This is a genomic window from Streptomyces sp. WAC07094 (genome assembly GCF_036320405.1).
Taxonomy (GTDB): Bacteria; Actinomycetota; Actinomycetes; order Streptomycetales; family Streptomycetaceae; genus Streptomyces; species Streptomyces lannensis.
The window spans coordinates 4,827,252-4,843,202 of the sequence record NZ_JAVMJZ010000001.1; the positions used below are offsets into that span (position 1 = coordinate 4,827,252).

At 71.3% G+C, this 15,951-nt stretch carries 14 protein-coding genes and 1 tRNA gene; 12 read left to right on the plus strand and 3 right to left on the minus strand.

Annotated features, from left to right (window positions below):
* The first annotated feature begins 85 nt into the window (after positions 1-85).
* The 5 genes from moaC (at position 86) to RCR19_RS21430 (ending at position 3,410) form a co-directional block, all read left to right on the plus strand.
* Positions 86-565 carry a cyclic pyranopterin monophosphate synthase MoaC gene (gene moaC, locus RCR19_RS21410; RefSeq protein ID WP_059130659.1) on the plus strand — a complete coding sequence of 160 codons (480 nt, stop codon included), beginning with the start codon at positions 86-88 and terminating at the stop codon, positions 563-565.
* Positions 562-1,143 carry a MogA/MoaB family molybdenum cofactor biosynthesis protein gene (locus tag RCR19_RS21415; RefSeq protein WP_331266590.1) on the plus strand — a complete coding sequence of 194 codons (582 nt, stop codon included), beginning with the start codon at positions 562-564 and terminating at the stop codon, positions 1,141-1,143. Before moaC ends, RCR19_RS21415 begins: the two co-directional genes overlap by 4 nt.
* Positions 1,140-1,811 (plus strand): GNAT family protein, encoded by a 672-nt coding sequence (locus tag RCR19_RS21420; protein WP_331269511.1) that lies wholly within the window; start codon positions 1,140-1,142, stop codon positions 1,809-1,811. The genes RCR19_RS21415 and RCR19_RS21420 overlap by 4 nt, the downstream gene beginning before the upstream one ends.
* A 173-nt stretch (positions 1,812-1,984) precedes the next feature.
* Positions 1,985-3,235, plus strand: coding sequence for a gephyrin-like molybdotransferase receptor GlpR (gene glpR, locus RCR19_RS21425; protein ID WP_331266591.1), 1,251 nt, complete (start codon positions 1,985-1,987; stop codon positions 3,233-3,235).
* A 101-nt stretch (positions 3,236-3,336) separates the two neighbouring features.
* Positions 3,337-3,410 (plus strand) — tRNA-Ala (locus RCR19_RS21430).
* A 165-nt stretch (positions 3,411-3,575) separates the two neighbouring features.
* Here the strand turns inward: RCR19_RS21430 and RCR19_RS21435 are convergent.
* Positions 3,576-4,052, minus strand: a complete 477-nt coding sequence (locus tag RCR19_RS21435; protein WP_331266592.1) for a GNAT family N-acetyltransferase — start codon at positions 4,050-4,052, stop codon at positions 3,576-3,578.
* A gap of 68 nt (positions 4,053-4,120) precedes the next feature.
* Here RCR19_RS21435 and RCR19_RS21440 point away from each other — a divergent pair, with 68 nt between their 5' ends.
* Complete coding sequence (locus RCR19_RS21440) at positions 4,121-4,924, plus strand: exodeoxyribonuclease III (protein WP_331266593.1); 804 nt, start codon at positions 4,121-4,123, stop codon at positions 4,922-4,924.
* A 33-nt stretch (positions 4,925-4,957) separates the two neighbouring features.
* On the opposite strand, the gene RCR19_RS21445 is transcribed toward RCR19_RS21440, so the two are convergent.
* Positions 4,958-5,578, minus strand: a complete 621-nt coding sequence (locus tag RCR19_RS21445; RefSeq protein ID WP_331269512.1) for a MerR family transcriptional regulator — start codon at positions 5,576-5,578, stop codon at positions 4,958-4,960.
* A 164-nt stretch (positions 5,579-5,742) separates the two neighbouring features.
* On the opposite strand from RCR19_RS21445, the gene RCR19_RS21450 reads away from it, so the two are divergent.
* The 4 genes from RCR19_RS21450 to RCR19_RS21465 all read left to right on the plus strand — a co-directional run bounded on the left by RCR19_RS21450 (position 5,743) and on the right by RCR19_RS21465 (position 9,375).
* Complete coding sequence (locus RCR19_RS21450) at positions 5,743-7,278, plus strand: NAD(P)/FAD-dependent oxidoreductase (protein ID WP_331266594.1); 1,536 nt, start codon at positions 5,743-5,745, stop codon at positions 7,276-7,278.
* On the plus strand, positions 7,275-8,201 hold the full coding sequence (locus tag RCR19_RS21455; protein WP_331266595.1) for an alpha/beta hydrolase: 927 nt from the start codon (positions 7,275-7,277) through the stop codon (positions 8,199-8,201). Before RCR19_RS21450 ends, RCR19_RS21455 begins: the two co-directional genes overlap by 4 nt.
* The gene (locus RCR19_RS21460; RefSeq protein WP_331266596.1) at positions 8,198-9,082 is read left to right on the plus strand and encodes an SDR family oxidoreductase; all 885 of its coding nucleotides are present in this window, start codon (positions 8,198-8,200) and stop codon (positions 9,080-9,082) included. Before RCR19_RS21455 ends, RCR19_RS21460 begins: the two co-directional genes overlap by 4 nt.
* 77 nt (positions 9,083-9,159) lie before the next feature.
* Positions 9,160-9,375 carry a hypothetical protein gene (locus RCR19_RS21465; protein ID WP_059130668.1) on the plus strand — a complete coding sequence of 72 codons (216 nt, stop codon included), beginning with the start codon at positions 9,160-9,162 and terminating at the stop codon, positions 9,373-9,375.
* Between the two features lie 109 nt (positions 9,376-9,484).
* Here the strand turns inward: RCR19_RS21465 and RCR19_RS21470 are convergent, their stop codons facing one another.
* A complete protein-coding gene (locus RCR19_RS21470; RefSeq protein WP_331266597.1) occupies positions 9,485-12,784 on the minus strand; it encodes a S41 family peptidase in 3,300 nt (1,099 codons plus the stop codon).
* A 206-nt stretch (positions 12,785-12,990) separates the two neighbouring features.
* Here RCR19_RS21470 and RCR19_RS21475 point away from each other — a divergent pair, with 206 nt between their 5' ends.
* Positions 12,991-13,590 (plus strand): TetR/AcrR family transcriptional regulator, encoded by a 600-nt coding sequence (locus tag RCR19_RS21475; protein WP_331266598.1) that lies wholly within the window; start codon positions 12,991-12,993, stop codon positions 13,588-13,590.
* 101 nt (positions 13,591-13,691) lie between these two features.
* The gene (locus RCR19_RS21480; RefSeq protein ID WP_331266599.1) at positions 13,692-15,917 is read left to right on the plus strand and encodes an MMPL family transporter; all 2,226 of its coding nucleotides are present in this window, start codon (positions 13,692-13,694) and stop codon (positions 15,915-15,917) included.
* Positions 15,918-15,951: the final 34 nt, after the last annotated feature.

Below are 15,951 nucleotides of genomic sequence, written 5' to 3' on the forward strand. Positions count from 1 at the left end.
TCGCGCGCCCGTGGCGGTACCGTGTCGCGCACAGCAGCCCCGCGCGCCGTACCGCGCCGGGCAGGGACCGGGAGCGCCGCAGCAGATGAGTACGCACGACCGACTGACCCACATCGACGACGCGGGCGCGGCCCGCATGGTCGACGTCTCCGGGAAGGACGTGACCGAGCGCACCGCGCGCGCCAGCGGTCGCGTGCTCGTCTCGCCGCGTGTGGTGGAACTGCTGCGCGGCGAGGGAGTCCCCAAGGGCGACGCACTCGCCACCGCGCGGATCGCGGGGATCATGGGCGCGAAGCGCACGCCCGACCTCATTCCCCTGTGCCACCCATTGGCGATCTCGGGTGTGAAGCTGGACCTGTCCGTCGCGGACGACGCCGTCGAGATCACGGCGACCGTGAAGACCACCGATCGCACGGGTGTCGAGATGGAGGCGCTCACCGCGGTCGGTGTCGCGGCGCTGACCGTGATCGACATGGTCAAGGCGGTCGATAAGGCGGCGGTGATCACGGACGTGCGGGTGGAGGAGAAGACGGGCGGCACGTCGGGCGACTGGAGCCGGGCATGACGGCACCGGGAGGCCCGCCGGCCGGCGACGCCCTGTCGGCGGCGTACGCGGCCCTGGTCGTCACCGCGTCCAACCGGGCGGCCGCGGGCGTGTACGAGGACAAGGGCGGTCCCCTCGTCGTGCAGGGGCTCCTCCGGTTCGGCTTCACGGTCGACGGGCCCTTGGTGGTCCCGGACGGGGAGCCGGTGGAGAACGCGCTGCGGACCGGTGCCCGCGCGGGCTACGACGTGATCGTGACGACCGGGGGCACCGGCGTCTCACCCACCGACCGCACACCCGAGGCGACCCGGGCCGTGATCGACTTCGAGGTGCCGGGCATTCCCGAGGCCATCAGGGCGTTCGGAAGAGAGAAGGTGCCGACGGCGGCCCTCTCCCGGGGACTCGCGGGAGTCGCCGGAAGGACGCTGATCGTCAACCTGCCTGGTTCCACCGGCGGGGTGAAGGACGGACTGGCTGTTCTGGAGACCCTGTTGGTACACGCCGTCGACCAGATCCGTGGCGGCGACCACCCGAGGGCCGAGCCGGCCGGTCCCCCGGTCGGCGAGGACGGGCCCGGACCGAGTGGGGGTGCGTGCTGAACAGCCCATCCTGGCCAGTCGAGCTGGCGGACGGCGATGTCGTCCTCCGGCCGATAAAGCTGCGCGACCAGCGAGCCTGGCGCGAGGTCAACCGCCGCAACCGGGACTGGCTGCGGCCCTGGGAGGCGACCATTCCGCCGCCCACGCCCAGCGGTCCCATCACCCACCGGCCGACCTACCGCCAGATGGTCCGGCATCTGCGCGGTGAGGCCAACGCCGGCCGGATGCTGCCCTTCGTCATCGAGTACCAGGGCCGGCTCGTCGGGCAGTTGACGGTCGCCGGCATCACCTGGGGCTCTATGTGCTCGGGGCATGTCGGCTACTGGGTGGACCAGGCGGTCGCGGGCCGCGGGGTGATGCCGACCGCCGTGGCCCTCGTCGTCGACCACTGCTTCAGGACCGTCGGACTGCACCGCATCGAAGTCTGCATTCGCCCCGAGAACGGGCCGAGCCGCCGGGTGGTGGAGAAACTCGGATTCCGCTCGGAGGGCCTCCGCCCGCGTTATCTGCACATCGACGGGGCCTGGCGGGACCATCTGGTCTTCGCGCTCACGGCGGAGGAGGTGCCCGAGGGGTTGCTGGCGCGCTGGCATCGGGCGCGCTCGCAGCAGGCACACGCGAAGAGTCCGAGCGCCGATCCGGGCAAGCCGGCGCACCCCGGCAAATAAAAAGTATGTTCGAAATTGATCGAGCTGCGATCGACTCGGCGCAATGAATTAGCGGGCGCGTCGGCCCGTTGATCGCATCGGTCCCAAAAAAAGTTCGAAATATCAGCCAGATCGTGCGACACACCGGCGCAATTGGCAGATGGCCTCACGCAAACCCCTCTACCGTGTGAGGCGTGAGCAGCAGCGGCCTCATCTACGCAGTCATTGTCGGGGCCTGGGCCGCCTACTTGGTGCCTATGTGGCTCCGTAGGCAGGACGAGCTGAACGAGTCTCGTCCGACGGAACGCTTCAGCACCGCCATCCGGCTGCTGTCCGGACGGGCGGGAATGGAGCGCCGATACGCCAAGGACCTGCGGGCGCGCTCCACCGAAGAGGGGGAGCACAACCCCGCCCCGGACGGCGTCACCGATTCGGTGGACGTCCGGGCCTTCGCCATGCCCCCCACCGGGCCCCAGGCGCGGGCCCGGGTGGAGCCGGAGGGGACGGTCCGGCGGGAGCCGGGAGCCCAGGGTGCCTCCGCATCCGGCGCCCCGTCCCAGGCCGGCGCCACCGAGCGGGCCGTCAAGGGCGCCTCCGCCCTCGAGCCGAAGGGTGCCCGGCCTTCTACGGGCAGGGCCGTACCGCGTGCGCGGACGACGGCGTCCTCGGCGGAGGCCATGGCACGGGCCCGCCGTATGAAGGCGCTCGCGCGCCGGCGGCGTACGACCGTCCTGCTCTTTCTTGCGTTCACGTTCGGCGCGATCGTCGCCGCGGTCGGGGGCCTCGCCTTCCTGTGGGCACCGAGTGCACCCGCCGTGCTGCTCAGCGTGTACATCGCGTATCTGCGGGCGCAGGAGCGCAAGCGGTTCACCTACACGATGGACCGCCGCCGGGCCGAGGCGGCGGCGCAGCGGCTCCGGGAGCGGCAGCCCAGACGGCGGCCGCCGGCGGACTCGGGCGGGGGCGAGCCGGAGGACGCGTCCGAGCCGGAGAGCGACGCGGGGCTGTCCGCGCTCGCGGCCGACCGCCGGGCGCTCGTCGAGCAGACCGATCACGCGGAGTGGGTGGACCAGCAGCGCGAGCGGCAGCGCCGACCGGGCCACGGCGACAGCTGGGAGCCGGTGCCGGTGCCGCTGCCCACGTATGTGACCGCCCCGGTGGCCCCGCGTGCGACACCGGACGTGGACCTCGGGGCGCCCGACGCGTGGAGTTCCGCCCGGTCGAGTACGGCGGAGGCGGCGCCCGTGCCGGCGGCGTCCGGTGCCTCCGCCGAGGCGGACTCCGCGGAGGACGATGCCGCGGCGGACGACCGGGCCGACTCGGCGGAGGGCGGCCGCAGTGACGCCCGCCGGGCGGCTTCCGCGAGGCGGTCCCGGGAGCGGGGGCGCACTCCGCTGTTCGACCAGTACGAGGACGGTGAACGGCCCCGGGCCGCCAACGAGTAGTGGCGGTTCGACGGCGGCCTTGCCACGCCCCCGGTGCTGACCAGGGGCGGAACGGATTTCCGGGCAGGCGGATGAGGATGCTAGAGTTTCACTCGTTGCAAGGGCCTGTGGCGCAGTCCGGTAGCGCACCTCGTTCGCATCGAGGGGGCCAGGGGTTCAAATCCCCTCAGGTCCACCGCAACAACTCCCTGAGGCTCAGGGCAGTTGAGAGATCCCGTCCGATCGGAAGATCGGGCGGGATCTTTGTTGTGCCCCGAAACCGGCGAACGCGGCGCTCAGGGCGCGCAGTTCACGGCAGTGGTGGCGTGCGGGGACCGGGCGGCCCGGCCCCCGCGCCGCGTTACAGAGGCTTCGCGAAGCACATGCTGAGCTCGTGGAAGCGGTAGTAGCCGAACTTGGCGCACGGCTCGTAACCGCTGGAGGAATACAGGGCCACGGCCTCGGGCTGCTTGCTGCCCGTCTCCAGGACCATGCGGGTGCGGCCGGCCGAGCGGGCGTCCTCCTCCAGCGAGGCCAGGATGCGCCGGGCCAGCCCGCGGCCGCGCAGCTCCTCCATGACGTACATGCGCTTGAGTTCGGCGTCCCCGTCCAGGTAGCCCTCGTCGCTCTTGTTCTGTGTGCGCCAGCCGCCGGTGGCGACGGGGCGGTCCTGCTCGTCGTACGCGATCAGATAGAGCCCGGACGGGGGCAGGAACATCGCCGGGTCCAGGTGCGTGGCGTCGCCCCCGTCGCCGTAGCGCACGTGGTACTCGGCCTGGACCTGGTCGTTGAGCTTGACGGCGTCGGGGTGGTCGAACGGAACACGGCGAATATTCATGCTGGTCATCGTACTTCTATGCATAGGCGGACATACCGGCCCCACCAGTGTGCCGGTAGGGTTCCCGGGTGCTGACTGTGACCTCCGTGAACGTGAACGGGATTCGTGCCGCTGCGAAGAAGGGCTTCGTGGAGTGGCTGGCCGGGACCTCGGCCGACGTGCTGTGCCTGCAGGAGGTGCGCGCCGAGCCCGGGCAGATGCCGGAAAGCGTCCGGGAGCCCGAGGGGTGGCATGTCGTCCACGCGCCCGCCGCCGCCAAGGGGCGCGCGGGGGTGTCGCTCTACACCCGGCGCGAGCCGGACCGGGTGCGGGTCGGGTTCGGGTCGGCCGAGTTCGACGGCAGCGGCCGGTACGTCGAGGCCGATCTGCCGGGTGTCACGGTCGCCTCCCTCTACCTGCCCTCCGGTGAGGTCGGAACCGCGCGGCAGGACGAGAAGGACCGTTTCATGGCCGAGTTCCTCGGTCATCTCAGGGACCTCCGGCAGCGAGCCGCCGCCGACGGCCGCGAGGTCCTGGTCTGCGGCGACTGGAACATCGCCCACCGCCCGGCAGATCTGAGGAACTGGCGCGGGAACCAGAAGAACTCCGGCTTCCTGCCCGAGGAGCGGGCGTGGCTGGGCCGGGTCCTCGATCCCGAGGACGGCGGTTATGTCGACGTCGTGCGGGCGCTGCACCCGGACGTCGAGGGGCCGTACACGTGGTGGTCCTACCGCGGGCGGGCCTTCGACAACGACACGGGGTGGCGGATCGACCTGGCCGTGGCGACCCCCGGGCTTGCGGGCAGGGCCGTCAAGGCGGTCGTGGAGCGCGCGGCGACCCACGGCGAACGATGGTCCGACCACGCGCCCGTGACGGTGACCTTCGAGCGGTAGCGTCACCGGCCGAGCGGGAGCTCCCGCGGTGGGCTACCGCTCGCGCAACCGCCGGTCCAGGGCGAGGGAGAGTTCCGCCTCCGCGACGCTCTTCGCCAGCGGGCGAAGCCGGTTGGCGTCCTGCGGGGATCGGTTGTGGGAGATCATCAGATCGGCGAAGACCTCCGCCAGGGCCTCGGCGTGTTCCCGGACGCGCCGGCCGGCGGCCAGGACGTCCGCGAGCGGGATGCCCTCGCGGACCAGGGCCGCCGAGACCTCCAGCAGTCGGCGGCTGATGTGCACGATCTCGCCGCCGTCCGTGCCGAGGTAGCCGAGTTCGAGGGCCGCGGCGAGGTTCTCCGGAGTGGCCTCGGAGCCGAAGACGTCCGCCAGCGCCTCCGGGGTGAGGCGGACCGGGGTCTCCTCGGTGGGTGCGCCGAGGCCGAGCAGATCGCCCACGCCGCGTCCGTGGTCGAAGGCCTCGGCCAGCTCCGCGATGCCGTTCAGGGTGTGGCCGCGGTCCAGGAGGGCGGAGATCGTACGCAGTCTGGCCAGATGCGTGTCGTCGTACCAGGCTATGCGGCCCTCGCGGCGCGGCGGTTGGATCAGCTTGCGCTCGCGGTAGAAGCGCAGCGTACGCACCGTGATGCCGGCCTCCTTGGCCAGCTCCTCCATGCGGTACTCGCGCCGCTCCCCGTCGTGTGCCACTCCCGAACCCTACGTCGTACCCGGGGTAACTTTCCTTGTCCCGCCCCCTACCCATCGGTACGTCGCTGGCCTACCCTCCCATTGCGCCAGCGTTCACTGGCGGAGTCGCGTAGGCATGGAGGGGCGTCGGGATGGCCGAGCACGAGCATGTGCCTCATGTACGAGTAGCGGTGATCGGGTCCGGATTCGGCGGCCTCGGCGCCGCCGTGCGGCTGCGCCGCGAGGGAATCACCGACTTCGTCGTCCTGGAGCGGTCCGGCAGCGTCGGCGGCACCTGGCGCGACAACAGCTACCCCGGGTGCGCCTGCGATGTGCCCTCCCATCTGTACTCCTTCTCCTTCGCGCCCAACCCCGACTGGCCGCGCACCTTTTCCGGGCAGGAGCACATCCGGGCCTATCTGGAGCACGTGACGGACGTCTTCCGGCTGCGCCCTCACATCCGCTTCGACTCCGAGGTCGAGCTGATGACGTGGGACGCGGAGCGGCTGCGCTGGGCGATCGAGACCAGCAGCGGCGACCTGACCGCCGACGTGGTCGTCTCCGCCACCGGGCCGCTGTCCGATCCCAGGATCCCGGACATCCCCGGCCTCGACTCCTTTCCCGGCAAGGTGTTCCACTCCGCACGCTGGGACCACGAGTACGACCTGCGCGACAAGCGCGTCGCCATGATCGGCACCGGTGCGTCCGCCATCCAGATCGTGCCCTCCATCCAGCCCGAGGTCGCCGAACTCACCCTCTTCCAGCGCACCCCGCCCTGGGTGATGCCCCGGGTCGACCGCGCCATCAGCGGCCTCGAGCGCGGGCTGCACCGGGCGCTGCCCTTCACCACGCAGTTGCGGCGCGGTCTGTTGTGGGGAATCCGGGAGATGCAGGTCCAGGCGTTCACCAAGCACCCCGACGAACTCGGCTTCGTCGAGCGGCTGGCCAAGCGCAACATGGCCCGCGCGATCAAGGACCCCGCACTGCGGGCGAAGCTCACCCCCGACTACCGCATCGGCTGCAAGCGGATCCTGCTGTCCAGCAGCTACTACCCGGCCCTGACACGCCCCAACGTGGACGTCGTCGCCAGCGGGCTTGCGGAGGTCCGCGGATCGACCCTCGTCGCCGTGGACGGGACCGAGACCGAGGCCGACGCGATCATCTTCGGAACGGGTTTCCACGTCACCGACATGCCGATCGCCGAGCGGGTCGTCGGGGCGGACGGCCGGACGCTGGCGGAGACGTGGAAGGACGGGATGGCGGCCCTTCGGGGGGCCACCGCGGCCGGCTTCCCCAACTGGATGACGATCATCGGGCCCAACACGGGCCTCGGGAACTCCTCGATGATCCTGATGATCGAGTCCCAGCTGAACTACCTGGCCGACTATGTACGGCAGTTGGACGTCCTCGGCGGCCGGGTCGCGCTCGACGCCCGCCCGCAAGCCGTCGACGACTGGAACCACAGGGTGCAGGAGCGCATGAAGCGCACCGTGTGGAACACCGGCGGCTGCACCAGCTGGTACCTCGACGCCCGCGGTCGCAACACCACCATCTGGCCCGGTACGACATCGGAGTTCCGGGGCGCGACGCGGCGGGTGGACCTCGCCGAGTACGAGGTGATCCGCGCCACCGGGGCGGCGGAGCCGTGCCGGGGCTCGGACGACACGAAACTGGAGGTGGGGGCATGAGCCGGCCGACACACGTGGTGAGCGGGCCGTACGCGCCGCCCGCCGCCACCCGTGAGCTGACCGTCCGCTCCGCCGACGGCGCCCGGCTGCACGTGGAGGTGCACGGACCAGAGGCCGCGCCCCCGGTCGTCCTCTCCCACGGCTGGACCTGCTCGACCGCCTTCTGGGCGGCGCAGATACGGGATCTCGCCGCGGATCACCGGGTGATCGCCTACGACCAGCGCGGACACGGACGCAGCCCCGCGAGCCCCGCGTGCAGCACACAGGCGCTGGCGGACGATCTGGAGGCGGTGCTCGCCGCCACGCTGGCGCCGCAGGAGAAGGCCGTGATCGTGGGTCACTCCATGGGCGGGATGACCGTGCTGGCGGCGGCCGCACGCCCCCGGTTCCGGGAGCACGCGGCGGCCGTCCTGCTGTGCAGCACGGGGAGTTCGCGCCTGGTCGCCGAGGCACTGGTGGTGCCGCTGCCCGCCGGACGCGTCCGCACCTGGCTCACCACCCGCGTCCTCGGATCCCGTGCGCCGCTCGGGCCGGTCACGCCGTTGGCGAAGCGCATCCTCAAGTACGCCACGATGGGCGCCGGTTCGGCGCCGGACATGGTCGAGGCATGCGCCCGGGTGGTGCACGCCTGTCCCCGCGCGGTCCGCCACGACTGGTCGCGCGTGCTCGCGGGACTGGATCTGGAGGCCGGCATACGGGAGTTGGCGGTGCCGACGGAGGTCGTGGTGGGCACGGCCGACCGGCTCACACCGCCGGTGCACACCCGGGCGCTGGTCGCCGCGCTGCCGAACTGCGTGGGCAGTACGGAACTGCCCGGGCTGGGCCATATGACACCGGTGGAGGCGCCGGAGCTGGTGACCGGCCGGATCCGGGAACTGGCCGCGGCGTACGCGGCGGACGTGACGATCGAGGAGGGCGCATGACCAGGGTGAGTCTGGAGGGGCAGGTCGCGGTCGTCACCGGTGCCGCGCGGGGTGTGGGCGAGCTGCTGGCCCGCAAGCTGTCGGCGCGCGGCGCGACGGTGGCGCTCGTCGGCCTGGAACCGGACGCGCTCAAGCAGGTCTCGGAGCAGTTGTACGGGGAGAACGGCCACTGGCACGCGGACGTCACCGACCATCAGGCGATGACCCGGGTCGCGCGCGAGGTGAAGGAGCGGTTCGGGAAGGTCGACATCGTCGTCGCCAACGCCGGTGTGGCCAACGGCGGGCCGTTCGCCGACTCCGACCCTCAGTCGTGGCGCCGGGTCGTCGAGGTGAATCTGATCGGCTCCGCGGTGACCGCCCGTGCCTTCCTGCCGGTGCTGCTGGAGAGCCGCGGCTATCTGCTCCAGATCGCCTCGCTCGCGGCGATCACGCCGGCGCCGATGATGACCGCGTACTGCGCGTCCAAGTCGGGTGTGGAGGCGTTTGCGCACAGTCTGCGCGCCGAGGTCGCGCACAAGGGCGTGCGGGTCGGGGTCGGGTATCTGTCGTGGACCGACACGGACATGGTGCGGGGCGCGGACCGGGACGAGGTGATGCGGGAGCTGCGGCAGCGGCTGCCGTGGCCCTCCAACAAGACCTATCCGCTGGGGCCGGCGGTGGACCGGATCGTGGCCGGGATCGAGCGGCGGTCGAGCCATGTGTACGGGCAGGGGTGGCTGCGCGGGATGCAGGCCGTGCGCGGCTGGCTGCCGGGGATCATCGCGACGGTGGGGCAGCGGGACGTACGCCGGTTCGAGCCACGGCTCAAGAGCGTGAGCACGGGGCTGGTGGGGGCCGGTGGCGAGGCCGATGAGCAGCAGCGCAATACGCTGCGTAACTGATCGAAATGCGTAGAGTGTCCGGGCATGTCACTCTGGTCGAGGCCCAATCCCCTCACCCACAACGGGAGTGAACACCCATGGGCATGAAGGACCAGTTCCAGGAGAAGTCCGGGCAGGCGAAGCAGCAGGCCAAGCGCAAGATGGAGCAGGGCAAGCAGCAGGCCCAGCAGGGCAAGCAGCAGGCCCAGGAGCGCGGCCAGCAGGCGCAGCAGCGCGGCCAGCAGGGTCAGCACGATGCGCGGAGGCAGCAGGACGAGGCGGAGGACCGCTTCAACCAGGACTACGACGCCTAGGCGTCGTGCCCGGCTTCGGCCGTCGAACGGGGTGCCCCGTCTTTTCGGGGCACCCCGTTCTCGACGCCCGCGGCCGCACCGGGGCAGCGGGCCGTGGGCCGGCTGCCCCTCAACCGGTCCTGCGCGGGGGCAGTTTCGGACGGGTCCTGTCGGGGACGCCGGTGTAGTCCGGCGGTGCGGCGGGCGGTTCGGCGCTCAGAAGGTCCAGGGCCGTCCGTACCGCGTCGGCCAACTGCTTGTAGCGGCCCTCGGCCCAGTCCAGCGGGGTGCGCAGGATCTCCAGGTCCGGCTCCACGCCGCGGTTCTCGATCGACCAGCCGTACTCCTCGAACCAGGCGGCGTTCATCGGGACCGTGATCACCGTGCCGTCGCCCAGCCGGTGCCGGCCCGTCATCCCGACCACCCCGCCCCAGGTGCGCGAGCCGATCACCGGCCCGAGTTTCAGCAGTTTGATCGCAGCGGTGATCATGTCGCCGTCGGAGGACGTCGCCTCGTCCGTCAGCGCCACGATCGGCCCCCGCGGTGCGTTGGACGCGTACGACACCGGCTGGGCGTTGCGCGTCAGGTCCCAGCCCAGGATCGTGCGTGTCAGCTTCTCGACGACCAGCTCGCTGATGTGACCGCCGGCGTTGCCCCGTACGTCCACGATGAGCGCGGGCCGGGAGACCTCCATCCGCAGGTCCCGGTTGAACTGCGCCCAGCCCGAGCCCCCCATGTCCGGGATGTGCAGATACCCGCAGCGGCCTTCGCTCAACTCCCGCACGACCTTGCGCCGCTTGGCCACCCAGTCCTGGTAGCGCAGGGGCCGTTCGTCGACGAGGGGGACCACGGCCACACGGCGGGGGCCGGCGTCCGCCTCCTCGGGGACGAACGTCAACTCCACCGTTGTGCCGCCCGCCGCCGCCAGCAGCGGAGCCGGTCCCGTCAACGGGTCGACCGGCCGCCCGTCCACATGGGTCAGGACCGCGCCGTCCCGGATCCCCGTGCCCGCGAGCGGTGAGCGCGCCTTGGAGTCCGAGGAGTCGCCCGGCAGGATCCGCCCGACCACCCAGCCCTCCTCGCGGCGTGCGAAGTTGGCTCCGAGCAGGCCCTGGTAGCGCTGGTAGTGCGCAGGGCCCTCGTTGCGCCGGGCCGGCGACACATACGCGTGCGACGTGCCGAGCTCGCCCAGCACCTCACGCAGCAGGTCCGCGAACTCGTCCGGTGAGGCGACCCGTTCGACCAGCGGACGGTACTGCTCCAGGATCGCGTCCCAGTCGATCCCGCACATGTCGGGCTCCCAGAAGTAGGCCCGGATGAGCCGTCCCGCCTCCGCGTACGCCTGCCGCCACTCCGCCCCCGGGTTCACCTCGTGCATGATCCGGCGCACATCGATCCACACGGTCGAGTCGGCGTCGCCGGACTCGGTGGACGGGACCGCCCGCAGGTCGCCCTCGTCCAGCACCACCAGCCGTGTGCCGTCCCCGCTGACGGAGAACCAGTCGAGATGGCCGACCAGCTCGGACTTCTTGGCCTTGCTGATGGTGAAGTGCTCAAGCGTCGGGCGACCGGAGGTGTCGTCCGGGTTCACGAACGTCTCGCCGAGCGCGCCCGAGATCGGCCACCGCATCCACACCAGGCCGCCGCCCGCGACGGGGCGCAGCTCCGAGTACTTCGAGGCGGTGACCGGGAACGGCGTCACCCGGTTCTCGAGCCCTTCGGTCTCGACGGTCACCACCCCGTCGCCCTCTTCCTCCTCCAGCGGGTCGAGGCCTCCGGCGGCGGGCCGTCCCTCCGGGTTCACCGCGAAGGGGGAGGGGGTCGCCGACGACAGGGGCACAAGATACGGGCGGCAGCCGAGCGGGAAGGACAGGTCCCCGGTGTGCACGTCGTACACCGGGTCGAACCCGCGCCAGGACAGGAAGGCCAGATAGCGCCCGTCCCGGGTGAACACCGGGTTCTCGTCCTCGAATCGGCCGTTGGTGACGTCGACGATCAGCCGGTCCTTGATCCGGGCCATCTTGATCTGGCGCAGCGACCGGCCGATCCCCGGATGCGACCAGGTGAGCCAGTGGCCGTCCGGTGAGAACGCGAGGTCCCGCACGGGCCCGTTGACCGAGCGGACCAGCTCGGTGACCGCGCCGGCCGGCTCGTCGGTCTCCGTGGCCTCCGCGGCTTCCCCGGTCTCGTCCCCGACGGTGAGCAGCAGCAGCCGCCCGTCGTTGGAGGCGATCGCGAGCCGCTCCCCCTGCGGGTCCGCCACCATCTCCAGGACGCAGCCCAGTTCGCCGGAGGCCATGCGGCGCGGCGCACGGTCGCCCGAGGCGCGCGGCAGATAGGCGATCTCGACGGCGTCCTCGCCGTCGGCGTCCGTGATGTAGGCGACCTGCCCGCCCACGCCCAGCATCTCCGGCAGCCGGATCCGCACACCGGGAGTGTCGGTGATGGTCCGGGCGGGGCCGTCCCGGTGCGTGAGCCAGTACAGGCTGCCGCGCACGACGACGGCGGAGGCCCGGCCCGTCTCGTCCACCGAGATCCCGTCGATGTGCTGCGCGGCCGGCACCTGGTAGGGGCGGCGCCCCGCACGCGGTCCGCCCAGGCGGATGTCGAGGCGGCGCGGGATCGAGTCGGGGGAGAGGTCGTCGACGATCCAGATGTCGCCCGCACACTGGTACACCACGCGCCGCCCGTCGCTGGCGGCGCTGCGGGCGTAGAAGGCGTCGTGGTCGGTGTGCCGTCGCAGGTCGCCGCCGTCGTACGCGCACGAGTAGAGGTTCCCGATGCCCTCGTGGTCGGAGAGGAACGCGATGCGCCCGTCCACGAACATCGGTGACTCGAGATGGCCCTCGAGGTCCGCGAGCAGCCGCTGACCGTGCAGCCACAACCGGCCCATGGCGCCGCCGCGGTAGCGCTTCCAGGAAGCCGGTTCGTGCGGCGGCGTGCCCGTCAGCAGCAGGGTCCTGTGCTCGCCGTCGACGTCGGCCACGGCGATGTCGGAGACGGGACCCCAGGGGAGCTTGCCGCCGGGGTCGCCGTCGGTGGGGACCTTGTAGGCCCAGGTGAAGTAGGAGAAGGGCTCACCGTGCGAGGCGACGGCGAGGATGTCGCCCTCCGGGGTCCAGCCGCACACGCGTGTGTCGGAACTGCCCCAGTAGGTGAGCCTTCGCGCGGGCCCGCCGTCCACGGGGGTCAGATGGATCTCCGGGACGAGACTGCGCCAGCTCGTGTAGGCGATCAGGCGGCCGTCGGGCGAGAAGCGGGGATGGCCGACCTTCGTACGGTCGACGGTGAGCCGCCAGGCGCGGCCCGAGCCGTCCACCCGAGCCACCCACAGATCGTCCTCGGCGGCGAAGCACAGGCGGTCGCCGTGCAGGTGCGGGAAGCGGAGGTAGCCGGGTGCGTTCTCGAACACGTCGCTCGCGTCGCTCACCTACCCATGCTTTTCCCGCGGACCGGCCGCGGCAACTCGTGCGCCGGGCCGTCGCCGGACCGGGCCGGGGGTTGAGTGCGGGAGCCGTGATTCAAGACACGTACGAAACGGTTTCGTTTCGTTGACAGCGGGGGTATCGTCATGAACGTACGAAACGGTGTCGTTCGAAGTCTGCAGCTCCGGCGCGGAGCAGGAAGGTGAGTCGGGTGGCTGAGGTCGCAGCGGCACGTCGCACGCGGATCACCCCCGAGCGCGAGGCCGAACTGTACGAGGCCGTGCTCGACCTGCTCCGGGAGGTCGGCTACGACACCCTGACGATGGACGCCGTGGCCGCCCGTACGCGCTCCAGCAAGGCGACGCTCTACCGACAGTGGGGCGGCAAGGCCGACCTGGTCGTGAAGGCCATCCGGCACGGGAAGCCCGGCTCCATCGACGCGATCGACACCGGCTCGCTCCGGGGTGACCTGCACACCCTGGTGACGCGCGAGGACGACTGTGTCATGGAGCAGAACTCCGCGCTGATGAGGGGTGTCGCCATGGCGATGCACCACAACGCGGACCTGCGCCAGGCGTTCCGGGAGCAGCTGATCGAGCCGGAGATGGCGGAGTTCCAGCGTGTGCTGCAGCGCGCCATCGAGCGGGGCGAGATCCGTCCGGACTGCCCGGCACTGGAATTCCTGGTGCACATGCTGATCGGCGGCTTCGCCACCCGGGCCCTGATCGACGACCAGCCGCCGACCCAGGCCTTCCTCACGTCGTACATCGACGCCGTGGTGCTCCCCGCACTCGGCGTGCCCACGCCCTGACCAGCCCCATCACCTGACCCCTACCTGACGTCACCGCTCACGTCGTCGGGCTGATCCCTCCTGCCCTGAACACCCCACGACCTGACCGGGAGTACGCCCTCGTGGCCACATTCCTCTACAAAATCGGCCGGCTCGCCTTCCGGCGCCGGCACTTCGTCGCCCTGATCTGGGTGGCGCTGCTGACCCTCGCGGGTGTCGGCGCCACCAGCGCCCCCGCAGCGGGCTCGTCCTCCTTCTCGATCCCGGGGACGGAGGCTCAGAAGGCCTTCGACCTGCTGGAACAGCGATTTCCCGGTATGAGCGCCGACGGCGCGACCGCCCGGGTGGTCTTCGAGGCGCCGGGCGGGGAGAAGGTGACCGCCAAGCACAACAAGGCGGTCGTCGAGAGGACCGTCAGGGAGCTGCGCGACGGCTCCGAGGTCACCTCCGTCGCCGACCCGTTCACCGGGCACGCCGTCAGCAAGGACGGCACGATCGCCTACGCACAGGTGAAGTACAAGGTCTCCGGCATGGAGCTCGAGGACGCCTCGAAGGACGCCCTCAAGCAGGCCGCGCAGAGCGCGCGGGACGACGGGCTGACCGTCGAGATCGGCGGTGACGCCCTGTCCGCGGTACCGGAGACGGGAGCCACGGAGGTCATCGGCATCGCGATCGCCGCGGTCGTCCTCGTCATCACCTTCGGCTCGCTGGTCGCGGCCGGCCTGCCCCTGCTCACCGCTCTGATCGGTGTGGGCATCGGCGTCAGTACGATCACGGCTCTGGCGAACGCGCTGGACCTCGGCTCGACCACCTCCACACTGGCGATGATGATCGGCCTCGCGGTCGGCATCGACTACGCGCTGTTCATCGTCTCGCGCTACCGCGCCGAACTGGCCGAGGGCCGCGAGCGCGAGGAGGCGGCGGGCCGGGCGGTCGGTACGGCCGGTTCGGCGGTGGTCTTCGCGGGTCTGACGGTCGTGATCGCCCTCGTGGGTCTCGCGGTCGTGAACATCCCGATGCTGACGAAGATGGGCGTCGCCGCGGCGGGCACCGTCGCCATCGCGGTCCTGATCGCATTGACGCTGATCCCCGCGCTGCTGGGTTACGCGGGCCGCAAGGTCAAGCCGGCGGGCGAGAAGAGCCGGATGCTGGGCGGCGGCCGGGCCGCCCCCGCCAAGGCCAGGCCGAACATGGGAACGCGCTGGGCGAGCTTCGTCGTGCGCCGTCCGGTCGCCGTCCTGCTGCTGGGCGTGATCGGACTCGGTGCCGCGGCCCTCCCGGCGTCCCAGCTGGAGCTGGGCCTGCCGGACGACGGTTCGCAGCCGACGGCCACGACACAGCGCCGGGCCTACGACCTCCTCTCGGAGGGCTTCGGCCCCGGGTTCAACGGTCCGCTGATGGTCGTGGTCGACGCGAAGTCGAGCGAGCATCCGAAGGCGGCGGTCGCGACCGTGACCGACGACATCAAGGGCATGCGGGACGTCGTGACGGTGACGCCCCCGACCTACAACGCCTCCGGCGACACGGCGATGATCACGGTCGTCCCCGGCTCCAAGCCGTCCTCGGCGACCACCGAGGACCTGGTGCACGGCATTCGCGGTGCGGGCGCCGGCATCACCGCGGACACGGGCGCGAAGCTGCTGGTCACGGGCTCGACGGCGATGAACATCGACGTCTCGCAGAAGCTGAACGACGCGCTGATCCCGTATCTGGCGCTGGTGGTGGGTCTCGCCTTCCTCCTGCTGATCGTGGTCTTCCGCTCGATCCTGGTCCCGCTGAAGGCGGCGCTCGGCTTCCTGCTCTCGGTGACGGCGGCGCTCGGTGCGGTGGTCGCGGTGTTCCAGTGGGGCTGGCTGTCCGGGCTGTTGGGCGTCGAGGAGACCGGCCCCGTCATGTCGATGATGCCGATCTTCATGGTGGGCGTGGTCTTCGGCCTGGCCATGGACTACGAGGTCTTCCTGGTGACCCGCATGCGCGAGGCCCATGTCCACGGGGAGAACCCCGGTCAGGCCATCGTGACCGGCTTCCGGCACGGTGCGCGGGTCGTCACCGCCGCCGCGGTCATCATGATCGCCGTCTTCTCCGGCTTCATCGGCTCCAGCGAGTCGATGATCAAGATGATCGGCTTCGGCCTCGCGATCGCTGTCTTCTTCGACGCCTTCGTGGTGCGGATGGCGCTCGTCCCGGCGGTGCTGGCCCTGCTCGGCGGGAAGGCCTGGTGGCTTCCGAAGTGGCTGGACCGCGTTCTGCCGAACGTGGACGTCGAGGGCGAGGGACTGCGCACGCGGCGGGACGAGGGCCGCAGGGACCCGGACCAGGACCAGGACCGGGAGCTGGTGGGGGTCTGAGCCCCGCCTCACGGACGCGGACCGCCGCGCCACC